The following is a 12,101-nucleotide window of genomic DNA, read 5'->3' as shown; positions in this document are numbered from 1 at the left end:
ATGGATACCCAGCCACAGACTCCCATCTCAGCCGTTGCCCAGGCGCTGCATCAGGCCAAAAAAGTCGTCCAGGGATTTTATTTGGTGGGGAGCCCTCTGGTCTTATGCACGGGAACGCTGGGGGGGTTGTATTACCAGGAAAGAGAGGCACACCGGACTGACGCTGAGCAGCTGCAGCAGTTGACAGCGGCTGCCGCAGCGTCGGCGCAGCAGTTAAATAGACAACTTGCCGAATTGAACCAATTGCTCACCGGGAATGCGGACTCCCACCCGGACTTGGCCGCTGCCCTTGCGGCAGGAAAGGTGCTGTTAAAGCCGCAAGATGGATCGTCTGCGGCCAGTTTCCAGGCGCTCGTCGCGGATTTGGCGCAAGTAAGAACGACGCTTGCAACCCAGCGGCCATTGCTGGCTTGGACGGCCAGCTTTGCCACCACATTAGCTGATGCCAATGTTGACACGCTGCGCACGGCAGTCTCTGCCGGTGAGCCGGAGAACTTGCTGGCGAATGCGGCTGGCGGAACGGACGCCCCGCCGACTCTTGCAGGATTGAACACGGCTTGGCAAACACTCTTGTCAGCCTGGCGTAAAGACATTGCGGCAGGCGTGGTCGCGCAGCAGCAACGCATGCTGTTATTCAAGCAACGTGAGGCGCAGGAGCTGCTGGTGGGTGCCTGGATGCCGCTGGCAGCGGGGGTCAAAGTAGCAGGCAGTGGCAAAATAGCGGATGCTGCTCTTTGGCAGGCCATCACCCAGCAAATGGCGCAACAGATCGCTGAGTTTGCGCCGCCCAAAGATACCCCAGGCTCGCGCCTCAAACTGCTTGTGTGGTGGACCGGGCAGACAGGCAATCTAACCAGCAGCTTTAAAGAGGAGCTGACGGCATTGGCTAAGATCAAACCCAGCGCGGCCTTGACTGTCAGCCTGCTGAGTGTCGAAGACAAGCCCACGTTGGCGCAGAGCCTGGGGAACCTGCTGCCGCTGTTTGAGCAGCCGGGTTATGCCTATATTCTCACCGGCAAACCGCTCCCACCCCCGCCCAATTCAAACAACACCCCTAAACCATGAAACTCGACTCGGTTCGTGAACTCAAACTCCTCTGGCAGGAAAAGATCATCGCCTCGGCTGAGCAACGCAACCGCTCGCCCATAGCTGCCCGCAGCCTGGCGACAGCCATTCATACGCGGAGCCTAGCGCTGGGTGTCTCGCAGGCAACCAAGCAGGACTATAAGCTGGCCATCCGCGTGCAGCAACGCTCACTGCTGGAGAGCCAGGAGGTAAAAGAACTCGCGAAGCGCAGCCGTCAAGAAGTGGACATTCGGTATGTCGGCCGGATCGGACGGCGGACGCTGCCTTGGCAGATGACACGCAAGCGCCCGTTGCAAATCGGTGCGTCAGTCGGGCATTTCAAAGTCACGGCTGGAACACTTGGGTGCTTTGTTCGTCCATCAGGCGGCGGGCCACTGCTGCTGTTGTCGAACAACCATGTCCTCGCGAATGAAAATCATGCCAAGAAGGGAGATGCCATCGTGCAGCCGGGTATTTATGATGGCGGAGATGTACCAAAAGATGTGATCGGCACGCTGTGGCGTTTTAAGCGGCTCAAAAAGTCTGGCAGCAACCAGGTGGATGCGGCCGTGGCGTCCCTCCAGGATGATGTCCAAGTCAAACACACGCTGTACCGGCCCGGCAAAAAACTCAAGGGACTGGGAGAGGAATGGGTCGAGGTGGGAAATGTTGTCTGGAAGAATGGGCGAACCACCCAGGTAACGCAGGGGCGCGTGACAGCTTTTGAAATGGACAACGTTGTCGTGGATTTCAGTGATGGAGCCATCCGGTTTGACAATCAGATTGAAATCGAAGGGGCTGACAAGCATGCCTTTAGTGACGGTGGCGACAGCGGCTCGTTGATTGTCGGAGAAGATCACTTGGCTCTGGCACTGCTGTTTGCCGGTTCAGACAGCGGTGGCAGCAACCAGCAGGGCTTGACCTATGCTAACCCGATCCACACGGTGCTCAAGGCACTCGACATAGAACTCGCGTTGGACTAGAGTAAACCTCGTGAACAGCAAACCCCTCAGCATCAAAGAGGCCCGCATCGCCAAAGAGCAGGTGGTGAAGCTCTTGAAACGCCTGCGCTGCCCAGCCGCCGTAGGGCTGACCAAGCATCAGGGTGAGATGGCGGTGAAAGTGAATTTTGAATCTACCCAGCGCAGCCAACCTTTGCCTGAGACCATCCTGGGGGTGGCAGTCCTCAGCGAAGTCGTGGGTAACATACGCTCTCAACCGAAGGCTGCGAGAGGATCACCGGCGGCTCACGCTTTGAAGTAGCCCTTCAACTCCCCATCGAAGTGCTCCAGCGCGTTCTTGATCGGCAGCGGGACGCCGCCGCCGAGGGCGCAGAGGCTGGTTTGCTCCATCGTGTCGAGCAGATCGGTGATGAGTTCGCGGTCGATCTTGTAGCTGGCATCGCTGCGGGCTTTGGCGATCAACTCTTTGCCGCGGGTGCTGCCGAGGCGGCATGGGAAGCATTTGCCGCAGCTTTCGTCGGCGGTGAATTGGAAGAGGTGCTGGATGTACTCGATCATCGGCATGCTCTCCGGGATGCTGACGACGCCGGCGTGGCCGAGGAGGAAGCCAGCTTTTTTGAAGCTCTCGAAATCGACGGTGAGCTGGGCGATGTGGCTCATGGGGACGATGCCGCCGAGTGGGCCGCCGATCTGGATGGCTTTGATCTTCGACTTAAAGCCACCGGCGAGGTCGATGACAGTTTGCAGTGGCGTGCCCATGGCGACTTCGTAGATGCCGGGTTTCACGAAATGGGAGTCGAGCGAGAGCAGTTTGGGGCCGCTGGACTGCGGCGTGCCGATCTGCGCGTAGGCTTTGCCACCTTGGGAAAGGATGGCGTGGATGTTGGAGAAGGTCTCGACGTTGTTGACGATGGTGGGCTTGCGGAAGAGGCCTTCGATGGTGGGGAAAGGCGGGCGGGTGCGTACTTCGGGGCGCTGGCCTTCGAGACTGGCGAGCAGGGCGGTTTCCTCGCCACAGATGTAAGCCCCGGCACCTTTGATGGACTTCAGCATGAAGTTGAAGCCGGTGCCGAGAATGTTCTGGCCGAGCAATCCGGCGGCGCGGAGGTCTTCGATGGCCTGGTTCACAATGGTGACGCTATCGGGATACTCGGCGCGGATGTAGAGGATGCCGTTCTCGGCACCGGCGAACCAACCGGCGACCATCATGCCGAGCAGGACGCTGTGCGGCTGCTTCTCCATGAGGTATTTGTCGATGTAGGCACCGGGATCGCCTTCATCGGCATTGCAGACGATGTATTTCACCGCGCCTTCCGCCGCACGGCAGCTCGACCATTTGAAATGCAGCGGGAAACCCGCACCGCCACGACCACGCAGGCCGCTGTCCTTCAATTCGGCACTCAGCGCATCGCGTGTGCCCTCGGTGATGAGTTTTTTGAAGGGCGCGTAGTAGTCCTCGATGCCTTTGAACTCAGCGGTCAAAATCGCGGGCTGGAGGTGCGAGACGACGGCGTAGCGGTCTTCGGAGTCGCCGCTGCCGGTTTTGAAAAGGTCGCTCAACGCGGCGTCGCTCTGGCCGGAGTAATTCTTGCCTTGGAATTGCAGCGCACCGCCCTCATGGCAGCGGCCCAGGCAGCAGATGTGGCCGATCTCGTCTTTTTTGAAATGGCCTTCGAGCGTGTGATGCAGCTTGTCCTGTGTGCCCGCGCAAAGACAGGCGCTGCCGTTACAGACGAAGACTTTTTTGCCTTCGTTTTCCTTCTTCAGAAAGTCGTAGAACGAAACGGCCCCCAGCGTCACCGCATCGCCAAAGAGGTGATCCGTGCCCATCTGGCGGACGACATCATTTTTCTCGGCGGTGCCTGCCTTGTCGGCGGCATCGACCATGCGTTCGAAGACGTTTTTTTCGACGCCTTTGCGGAAGGAGAGAGCACTGAGGTTTTTGGACATGGCTGGAAGGTCCCCAGATTAACGGGCAAATGCGCGGCTGCACTCGCGAAAGTAACGATTATACCGCCTCGACGATGATCTTTTCGCCCCGCACCTCGCGCACGCGGATGGCGGTGCCGCTTTGGACATAACCGCCCTCGACCATCGCCTCGACCAGCCGCCCACCGATTTCGATGGTGCCATAAGGCCGCAGCGCACTGCGGGCGGTGCCGCTGTCGCCTACACTGGCGCGTGCGGCGTCACGCATGGACGGGGTGTCCTCCAGCGTGCCTCCGGCGGAGGATTGCAGCACCAAGGCGCGGAAGGGCCGCAATTCGGGCATCCACAGCACGAGCAGCGTGATGATGATGGCCGCGCCGCTGACGCCGAGGGTGAAGTTACGGATGCCGACGGCATACGTGGCAAAGTTGAAGCTGATACCGCCGCTGGCAGGCACCTCACCGCTAGGTGGAGCGACTTCCCAGCCGGACATGGCATACACGAGCGCCACCATCACACAGAGGAAACCCAGCACACCTGGGAGAATCGTTCCCGGCGCGGCGAGCAGTTCCACACCGATTAACACGATGCCGAGGATGAAAATGGCCGCCACGACCATGGTCTCCTGCCCTGCCAGACTGCCGGCAACGTAGTGACCGAAGAAAAATAACGCGAAGGCTCCAATCGCGACGAAACCCGGCAGGCCGAAGCCCGGTGTCTGCATTTCGAGATAACCACCCGCCAGTCCGATGATAATCAGGATCGAGGCATACCGCGTGACCCAGATGGCGATCATTTCAAAGCCGGTCGGCTCAGCGGTGATGACTTCGCCTTTCAAGGACTCGCGCTGCTTGATTTCGTCGATGCTTTTGACGATGCCCTTGGCCAGCAGCGGCTTGCCATTGATCAGCATGGTCGCCTGCTCGGAGTCGAGTGTGACGATCTCACCCTTGGGGATGATGATCTGACCGTTGATGGTGAGGCCGCGGTCCATGTCGATCATGCCTTCGATGATGCGCACATCGTGGCCTTTCTCGCGCACCACGGTGCGTGCCATGCCCATGAAGGCGGAGTTGTTCTTCGCTCGTTCGGCCTGCGCCAGTGGCGTGCCATCGCCTGAAACCGGGGTGGAGGCACCGATGGCGCTGGCGGGAGCCATGTAGATCGTATCCGTCGCCATCGCGATCATGGCACCGGCGGAAATGGCCCGGGTGTTGACGAAGGCATAGCTACGGGTCTTGAGATTTTGTAGATCCTTCATCATCAGGGAGATCGTGTCCCATGCCAGACCACCGGGCGTGTCGAGTTCAAAGATCACCGCTTCCGCACCTTGATCGTTGCAGAGATTCAGTGTGCGCTTCATGAATTCAAAGCGTGCGGGAATGATCAAGTCATCCTCGCCGACGGGGATGACGATCACCTTGTCCTTGTAGCTTTGATCACGAGCGATCACGGGTGTTTTGACCTCGGGTTTGGCCGCCGTTTTGGTCGCTGGCTTTGCTTCGACCACTGTTTCGTTGAGCTTCTCAAGCCAGGCCGCATTCAAATTAACGAGTGTGCCAGCCGGTGTGGCGGACTTCGCCAGCGCCTCGACATCGGCGATGATCGCGCGGGCCAGCAACGGCTTGCCATCGACCGACTGCACGGCGGCATCGGCATCCAGCAGCAGCAGCTCGCCTTTTTCTGCCAGTGCGGTCGCGCCCAGTGACAAACCCTTCTCACGATCAACGAATGCATCCGCAATCTCCGGGCGATGCCCCTTCAGCTTGCACAGGCTGCGTGCTCCGGCCTTCAGCACCGCGAGTGATTCTGCCAGCAGCGTGTCCTGCGCTTTTTGCGAGAGCGATTCATCTGCCTGCACCTTCGGCGGCGCGGCGCCGATGCGTGAACCGGGTGCCATCCAAATTTCATCGCATGCCAGCGCGAGAAGCGCGCCGCCACCGATGGCCGACGTGTTCACGAACGCCCGTGTTTTGACTTTGAGCCGGGCCATTTCCTCCGCCAGTGGCAGCGCGAGCTGCGCATGGCTTTGCGTGACGTGAATGTCGAGAATCAGGCCCGAAGCGCCCTGCTTGATGGCTTCGTCAATCCACAGCCGCAACTCGCGCCAGCGGCGCATGTCCTCAATGTCTGAATCGGTGATGCCCACACGTGCCAGTTTGCCCGTCAGCGCAGGTTCGGCCGCGTTTACGGAAAACAAGGTCAGGGTGATCAACAGGAGGTGGCGAAGCAATTGCATGCCTGAGATTACGTGCGTGATCGCCGCCCCGCAACCGCCGCAGTTCACGCTTTCTTTTTGAAGATCAGCCCCCAGACAAACATCAGCAGCAGCGCCCCACCCACAGCGGTGGCGATGCCTTTGATGCTGAACTCGCCAGCCACACCCCAGCCGATGAGACTGCCGAGCTTGCCGCCAATGACGCTGCCGATGATGCCCAGAAGCACCGTGGTGATGGGATTGATACCCTGCCTACCGGGCATGATGAGCTTGGCAATGATGCCGGCGACAAAACCGAGGGCGGACCAAATGAGAATAGCTTGGAGTGACATAAGAGCCGCATGCTACGGAAAAATGCGGTGTGTCGTCAATCTCATTTCTTGGCGGCCTGCTGCCACGCCTGCCACCCGCCTTTGAGCACAAAGGCGTTCTCAATGGGCAGTGTCTGCTTGAGGCGTTCAAGGACGTGGCGGCTGGCATCACATTTGGCGGCGCTGCAATACACGATGATGGGCTTGGTGTTGGCTTGCAGCGTGTCGAGGTAATTGAAGAGCTGCTGGTCGAAACCCTGCTCATTGAGCAGGAGAGCGCCGGGGATGTGTGCGGCGTCGAACTGTTCCTGAATGCGGGCGTCGATCCATAGGACATCGCCCTGCCAGCGTTCTTGAATGACCTGCATCGAGACCTCGTCATCGCGCAGCGGTTCTTGAGCCAGATACAGCGCTGGCGCACGCGGATGCCAGACATAAGTGGCCCAGGTGGCGGTGGTGGCGAGCAACACAAGGAACGTGGCCTGTCGAATTGCGGGAAGCATAAAGCAGCCAGTTTATTTTTTGGCCCCGGCTGCTGTGGGCTGCGGCTCCGGCCTCTTGGTGATAGAAAAGAAGGCCAACTGATTGCGGTACTTGGCAATTCTGCTGGTCGTTTCGATTTTGAGCGCCCCCAAGGTAACGTCCTGCGTGGAGGTGGGTTTCATGGTGATGAGATACTCGCGACCTTCCTTGATCTCCTTCATGCCGAACTCGATATTCTTGCGCGTGGGGGTGAGCTTCAAAATTTTCATCGGCTCATCACCAGTGAACTTCACGAGGCAGGATTTCGGCTTGAGTTCATCGCCGATGAACCACTGGAGCTGCTTGGGCTGGATGTCCACGACCGCAGGAACGTCGAGGATGAAGTTCACCTGCCACTCGGGCTGCTGGGGATCGTTGGTGCTGACGGTGACATACTTTTCGTGCCTACCGACGAAAGTGGAAACCTTGAAGGAGGCATGGCCCGTACCGACTTCACCCGGCTTGTAAACCGACTTGTCGAGTGCGGCACTGAGGCAGGAGCAGGCGCTTTCGAGGCCGAGAATTCTCACCGTCTTATCACCCTTGTTGCGGAACTTGAACGTGGTCTCCACTTCCTCGTCTTCGGGCCGAGCTTTCAGCTCAATGGTCCTCACATCGAGCGTGAGTTCGGCGTGGGCAATGACACTGCTGGCGAGCACAAGGAGGATGAGGTGAGTGGCTGACATGGTAAAAAACTAACACAAGATGCTGACAATGCTACCGCATGGAGCGGATGAGTTTCTGGATCTCCTCATGATCGCCAAAGAAGAAGAGCCAGCACCCGGCAGGAACACCTCCCAAGTTGACGCCCCGGCCTTGAACGCCCAATCTGCGCACCTATGCGATTCGCGATCTGCAACGAAACCTACCAGAACTGGAACTTTGAAAAAATGTGCGAGGATGCCGCCGCCGCTGGCTACCACGCGATCGAACTGGCGCCTTTCACGCTCAAGGATGATCCGCGTGAGCTGACGGACGAGGAGGCGCTGACGCTGTGTGCAAAGGCGAAGTCGTTCGGGCTGGAAATCCTCGGGCTGCACTGGCTGCTGACGAAGCCGACGTGGTTTCACATCACAACGCCGGATGCGCTGCAACGCCGGGAGACGGTGAAGTTCGGGCGGCAACTGGCGCGGTTTTGCGGTGCCACCGGCGGCCGGATCATGGTCTGGGGCAGTCCGAAGGCACGCAACTTGTTGCCGGAGTGGAATTACGATGATGCCTTCAAACGCGCGGCCGATTGCGTGCGCGAGGTGGCGGAGGAATGCGGCAAATACGGCGTGGTGATCGCCATGGAGCCGCTGGGACGCAAGGAAACGAACTTTTTGAACACGGCCGAAGAAACAATCCGCCTGTGCAAGCTGGTGGATCACCCCTCCTGCAAGTTGCACCTTGATGTGAAGGCGATGAGCGATGAAGCGAAGCCGATCCCGGACATCATCCGCGACAGCAAGGAGTGGACCGTGCATTTCCATACCAACGATCCCAATCTGCGTGGTCCCGGCCAGGGCGAGGTGAAGTATGAGCCGATCATCGCCGCACTGCGTGAGACGAACTATGACGGCTACCTTTCTGTGGAGGTGTTCGACTACACACCGGACGCGCCGACCATCGCGCGGCAGAGCATTGCGTATCTGAAGCAGGTGATGGGGGTGTGATTGGAAGTTCGTCGGGGTGCGTCGCCAGAATAAAGGGTCAGATCTTGAACTTTCCGCCAAAGTGCGTCACGCCGATGGAGCCGTTGGCGAGGATGTCGAGGAGCTCGCCACCGTCAGTGGGGTGGATGTAGCGTTCGTCGGTCACGATGCAACCAAGGGAGCGACCGGAGAGAGACTTATCGGTGCTAGCGTCATTGTCGAAAACATATTGGCCGCCGTGCAGCACGACCCCTCGGGCGCGGATTTTGTCATTGGTGGTGGAAACGCCATCGAGCCGGAGCGCCCGCCCCACCTTGCCGGAGTTGTAGAGTTCCGCAGTGACGATAATGCCGACCGAGCTACAGCCAGACTCGCTAACGTTCGAGACTTGGCGGCACACGCCATCGTGCGGATCGCCGTTTTTGCCGCCGCTGCCGTGGGCGGTCTTGTATTTGTAGAGATCGCGCGTCTTGGTATTGAAGACGAAGAAGCGCGGTTTCTTGGAGTTGATGGAGTAGTCCACCTCGAAAATCCATGTGCAAGGCTTGCCCCGTTTCTCCCATTCAGCATAGGCGAGGGCGATTTCTGCGGGAGCGGTGGGGAATTTACCGGAGGAGGGTTTGAGTTTGGGCTTGGTTGGCATGGTCGGATTGAGTTTGGGCTGAATGCTTATGTTTTGTGGCGCTAGGTGGAACTGATTCGGCGTGATGCTGCGACTTCACACCACCCATTCCCATTCGCACGCTTTGAGGAAGGGTGGATTGAGGCCGAGCTTCTTGGCGGCAGCGGGGTTGAGGTCGATCCGATCAGGGGTGCCGAGCTTGTCTTCCACCGTGGCCTCCACGCTGACGCCGCCGACGGTGACACGCACGCGGCGGTGCGCCGCTCCGTCAAAGCTGCCCCAGCGCGCGACTGCGTCGATTTTATGCACCGCCACCATGGGCTTGGTGGTTTGCGCCGTGTTAGCCCCCCAGGCACCGATGCCGTTGTCGCCCACCGCGAAGCACTGCTTGTCGGTCTTACCCTGGAGCTTGCATTTTTTGAAGTCTTCCACGTCCTTAGGATCGGCAAAACTGGATGCCTTCATCTTGAAGGGACCGTTGCCGCCGTTGCCCGTGGCCGTGGGGCTGGTGCCATTGAGCACGGCGTTGAGGGCCTTCTGTGAGTTCACCCCCCAGATGCCGTCGGCATCGAAGCCGATCAACTGCTGGATTTCGGCGAGCGTTGGGTTGCTGGTGCCGGTCTTTCCGATCTGGGCATTGAGCGCGCCCTGGGATTTGGGGCCCCAGATGCCGTCGGCTTTGACGCTGAGGGTGGTTTGGATTTTTTGAACGGTGGATGCGGCCATGGTCGGGAGTTTTTGGATGGTTGGGATGGTGGTGAGCTTGATTGAACTGAAGGCGGCTTAAGCGAAAGGATCCTTGCCGATGTCCTTGCGTTTACGAAGTTCGGTCAGCATGGCCGGTTCCTCCATGTCGGCTGCCCAAGCTGGGCGGAGTTGAAAATGCGGCTCGTCCACGCGCGACTTCCAATTGCCACCCCAATCGAGCCCGAGGCCGGTGCCTATCGAGCCGATGACTTTGTACAGGGGCGATTCATAGACAGGGGTCTTGGCCTTTTCGGGGTCCGAACTGCCGGTGAAAATCGTGATGTCGAAGGCGATGCCGAAATTGTGATTGGAGAAACCACCCTTTGCGCCAGTGACGGTGTGTTTTGCGCCAATGGGTGGAATCGTCCGCCCCTTCGCATAGAGTTTGTCCTGTTCGGCAAAGCTGCGTGTGCCGCTGGTTGCTTTGATGATGATGCCCTGGCCTGCGGCTCTTTCGATGAGGGCACGGGCAAACGGTTGCACACGCGGATGCAGGGTCACGATGTTGCCCTCGCTGCGCGAATCCGCCGTTTTGCCGCTTCCGATGCCCGCACTTTGATCAGATGGCTTCGGAACGTCGGGGGCCTTCTTGGCGGTGACGGCGAGATGGATCGCGGCCCATGTTGCGGGACCGGGACTGCCATCCACGAAGACACCGAGCTTCTTTTGCACAGCACGGATGATGGCATCGAGCCCCGCGCTGCTGGCGGGCTTCTTCCCAAGGATTTTGGTGTGGATCGCGGCCCATGTCGCGGGGCCGGGGTTGCCGTCCACGGTGGTGCCCAGGGCGGATTGAACATTTCGGATGGTGGTGTCGAGGCTCATGTTGCGAATGGGGTGTTAGGGGATGTGTTAGTCTGAGGTGAAAAAGTCTGCGGAGGGAGCTGTCGTTCGATCGCGTGGGGGAAAGGCGGAACATTGGGACTAGGCCGGAGAGGAGATTACCTGTCGCTTGTCCATTTGTTGCACACTGGCGTCATTCCCCTTGTAGCGGATGGTGACGTGGTGTCGCTGATGGCGAGGATGCGCCGCATTCTAGCTAGACAGTCTTGCCAAGGGGCATCTTTTTTATCTGACCTCCCGCACCCTCTATCAGGCGCCGCTTCTGGGCGTCCGAACCTCGCTTCTCGAAAATTCGTGCGACACCAGGCAACAATTTGCTTATGTCCACAGCTGCCGCCTCCGCTCTGCTATTCATAAGTTCCTTTGCCTTGAGCAACGCGGCTTTAGTTCCAGCCTCCGATCCCTTGCTTGCATATTCTGCTCCTAGGAGGCCAAGCCAACCAACTCCTGCTGCAACCGCTGCTCCCACCGCAAAAAAACAACCGCTCCGGTGGCCACTCCCGCTGCTACGCCTACCGCGCTAACTGCTGCGGTTCCCACCGAGAAAGCCGACAGAAAGGCGGCCGGGAGCGAGAGGAGAAATCCCCCATAGACGCCAACCTGCGCCACGACACTTGCTATTTCTTTGCCGGTGCTCTCGGCGATCTTTGCTATTTTCTCGTTTTTGGCGGAAGCCTCGTTCAAAAAAGCTCGTCCGGCTTCTATCGTTTCAAGATACTTATCCAATGCATTGCTTGCGTCGCCTAGCATGTCAAGGCAAACAGCGGAATAGAAGATGGCAAATGGTCGTGTATCTGGGGGTTCAACACCACTCGCTACTATAAACTCATCACGGGCTTTCATTAGGTATTCGGTTTGGTCCCGCACCGCTGATGCGCCCTTGGACAATTTCAGAAAGTTTTCAGCGGTCTTGTAATGTTTTTTAATTAGTGTGTCGAGTTTTGCATCCACTGATTCTGGTGGCGTCTGAACCACTGCCAGCAAATCACCCAACACTTTATCATAGACGAGGTTGAAAGCAGCGGTCTGGATATCGCCACAAAGCGTCTCGCGGATTGTTTGAACACTCATAAGTTTGAACAATTGGATGGAATAGCTCCTCGGAAGCCAAACTTCACGGTCTCAATGGCGAGACAAGCTGAAACGCACTCCAAGTCTTGGAAGAGAATGTCTCCGTCTTGATGGGTGCAGTTTGGTGATGGTTCAAGGCTCATTGTCTTGCAAGGTTTTGTGGTTAGGCGAACAAAC

General features: G+C 58.5%; 13 protein-coding genes. 4 read left to right on the top strand and 9 right to left on the bottom strand.

The window, feature by feature from the left end; translation table 11 throughout:
• From ACKVY0_RS15115 to ACKVY0_RS15105, 3 genes are read left to right on the top strand one after another with little or no spacing between them, the layout of a single operon-like run.
• The gene (locus ACKVY0_RS15115; protein ID WP_409215654.1) at nt 1–1,065 is read left to right on the top strand and encodes a hypothetical protein; all 1,065 of its coding nucleotides are present in this window, start codon (nt 1–3) and stop codon (nt 1,063–1,065) included.
• The gene (locus ACKVY0_RS15110; protein ID WP_409215653.1) at nt 1,062–2,048 is read left to right on the top strand and encodes a hypothetical protein; all 987 of its coding nucleotides are present in this window, start codon (nt 1,062–1,064) and stop codon (nt 2,046–2,048) included. Before ACKVY0_RS15115 ends, ACKVY0_RS15110 begins: the two co-directional genes overlap by 4 nt.
• Nucleotides 2,049–2,058: 10 nt before the next feature.
• Nucleotides 2,059–2,328, top strand: coding sequence for a hypothetical protein (locus ACKVY0_RS15105; protein WP_409215652.1), 270 nt, complete (start codon nt 2,059–2,061; stop codon nt 2,326–2,328).
• Here ACKVY0_RS15105 and ACKVY0_RS15100 read toward each other — a convergent pair.
• The 5 genes from ACKVY0_RS15100 to ACKVY0_RS15080 are packed head-to-tail and all read right to left on the bottom strand — an operon-like array spanning nt 2,313 to nt 7,693.
• A complete protein-coding gene (locus tag ACKVY0_RS15100; protein ID WP_409215651.1) occupies nt 2,313–3,977 on the bottom strand; it encodes an NADH-ubiquinone oxidoreductase-F iron-sulfur binding region domain-containing protein in 1,665 nt (554 codons plus the stop codon). The genes ACKVY0_RS15105 and ACKVY0_RS15100 overlap by 16 nt on opposite strands.
• A 58-nt stretch (nt 3,978–4,035) precedes the next feature.
• Nucleotides 4,036–6,195: an NfeD family protein gene (locus tag ACKVY0_RS15095; protein WP_409215650.1), complete on the bottom strand. Its 2,160-nt coding sequence runs from the start codon at nt 6,193–6,195 to the stop codon at nt 4,036–4,038.
• Between the two features lie 44 nt (nt 6,196–6,239).
• Nucleotides 6,240–6,506: a GlsB/YeaQ/YmgE family stress response membrane protein gene (locus ACKVY0_RS15090; RefSeq protein WP_409215649.1), complete on the bottom strand. Its 267-nt coding sequence runs from the start codon at nt 6,504–6,506 to the stop codon at nt 6,240–6,242.
• Nucleotides 6,507–6,547: 41 nt separating this feature from the next.
• A complete protein-coding gene (locus ACKVY0_RS15085; protein ID WP_409215648.1) occupies nt 6,548–6,988 on the bottom strand; it encodes a rhodanese-like domain-containing protein in 441 nt (146 codons plus the stop codon).
• Between the two features lie 12 nt (nt 6,989–7,000).
• Complete coding sequence (locus ACKVY0_RS15080) at nt 7,001–7,693, bottom strand: DUF1573 domain-containing protein (protein WP_409215647.1); 693 nt, start codon at nt 7,691–7,693, stop codon at nt 7,001–7,003.
• Nucleotides 7,694–7,846: 153 nt separating this feature from the next.
• Between ACKVY0_RS15080 and ACKVY0_RS15075 the strand changes: the two genes are divergently transcribed.
• Entirely contained in the window at nt 7,847–8,662 is an 816-nt protein-coding gene (locus tag ACKVY0_RS15075; protein ID WP_409215646.1) for a sugar phosphate isomerase/epimerase family protein, read from the top strand.
• Between the two features lie 37 nt (nt 8,663–8,699).
• Here the strand turns inward: ACKVY0_RS15075 and ACKVY0_RS15070 are convergent, their stop codons facing one another.
• From ACKVY0_RS15070 to ACKVY0_RS15055, 4 genes are all read right to left on the bottom strand, one after another.
• Nucleotides 8,700–9,284 carry a murein L,D-transpeptidase catalytic domain-containing protein gene (locus ACKVY0_RS15070; protein ID WP_409215645.1) on the bottom strand — a complete coding sequence of 195 codons (585 nt, stop codon included), beginning with the start codon at nt 9,282–9,284 and terminating at the stop codon, nt 8,700–8,702.
• A 75-nt stretch (nt 9,285–9,359) separates the two neighbouring features.
• Complete coding sequence (locus ACKVY0_RS15065; protein ID WP_409215644.1) at nt 9,360–9,989, bottom strand: hypothetical protein; 630 nt, start codon at nt 9,987–9,989, stop codon at nt 9,360–9,362.
• Nucleotides 9,990–10,046: 57 nt separating this feature from the next.
• Nucleotides 10,047–10,835 (bottom strand): M15 family metallopeptidase, encoded by a 789-nt coding sequence (locus tag ACKVY0_RS15060; protein WP_409215643.1) that lies wholly within the window; start codon nt 10,833–10,835, stop codon nt 10,047–10,049.
• A 441-nt stretch (nt 10,836–11,276) separates the two neighbouring features.
• Entirely contained in the window at nt 11,277–11,924 is a 648-nt protein-coding gene (locus ACKVY0_RS15055; RefSeq protein ID WP_409215642.1) for a hypothetical protein, read from the bottom strand.
• Nucleotides 11,925–12,101: the final 177 nt, after the last annotated feature.

The organism is Prosthecobacter sp., from assembly GCF_046154365.1.
Taxonomy (GTDB): domain Bacteria; phylum Verrucomicrobiota; class Verrucomicrobiia; order Verrucomicrobiales; family Verrucomicrobiaceae; genus Prosthecobacter.
The sequence above is the reverse complement of the archived record's forward strand: the minus strand, read 5'-3'. Positions and strand labels throughout refer to the sequence as shown.

Excerpts from the sequence above, each read along its gene's own strand:
- ACKVY0_RS15075 (WP_409215646.1), top strand. The coding sequence starts at position 7,847 with ATGCGATTCGCGATCTGCAACGAAACCTACCAGAACTGGAACTTTGAA.
- ACKVY0_RS15110 (WP_409215653.1), top strand. The coding sequence starts at position 1,062 with ATGAAACTCGACTCGGTTCGTGAACTCAAACTCCTCTGGCAGGAAAAG.
- ACKVY0_RS15065 (WP_409215644.1), bottom strand. The coding sequence starts at position 9,989 with ATGGCCGCATCCACCGTTCAAAAAATCCAAACCACCCTCAGCGTCAAA.
- ACKVY0_RS15085 (WP_409215648.1), bottom strand. The coding sequence starts at position 6,988 with ATGCTTCCCGCAATTCGACAGGCCACGTTCCTTGTGTTGCTCGCCACC.
- ACKVY0_RS15115 (WP_409215654.1), top strand. The coding sequence starts at position 1 with ATGGATACCCAGCCACAGACTCCCATCTCAGCCGTTGCCCAGGCGCTG.
- ACKVY0_RS15090 (WP_409215649.1), bottom strand. The coding sequence starts at position 6,506 with ATGTCACTCCAAGCTATTCTCATTTGGTCCGCCCTCGGTTTTGTCGCC.
- ACKVY0_RS15070 (WP_409215645.1), bottom strand. The coding sequence starts at position 9,284 with ATGCCAACCAAGCCCAAACTCAAACCCTCCTCCGGTAAATTCCCCACC.
- ACKVY0_RS15060 (WP_409215643.1), bottom strand. The coding sequence starts at position 10,835 with ATGAGCCTCGACACCACCATCCGAAATGTTCAATCCGCCCTGGGCACC.
- ACKVY0_RS15080 (WP_409215647.1), bottom strand. The coding sequence starts at position 7,693 with ATGTCAGCCACTCACCTCATCCTCCTTGTGCTCGCCAGCAGTGTCATT.
- ACKVY0_RS15095 (WP_409215650.1), bottom strand. The coding sequence starts at position 6,195 with ATGCAATTGCTTCGCCACCTCCTGTTGATCACCCTGACCTTGTTTTCC.
- ACKVY0_RS15100 (WP_409215651.1), bottom strand. The coding sequence starts at position 3,977 with ATGTCCAAAAACCTCAGTGCTCTCTCCTTCCGCAAAGGCGTCGAAAAA.
- ACKVY0_RS15055 (WP_409215642.1), bottom strand. The coding sequence starts at position 11,924 with ATGAGTGTTCAAACAATCCGCGAGACGCTTTGTGGCGATATCCAGACC.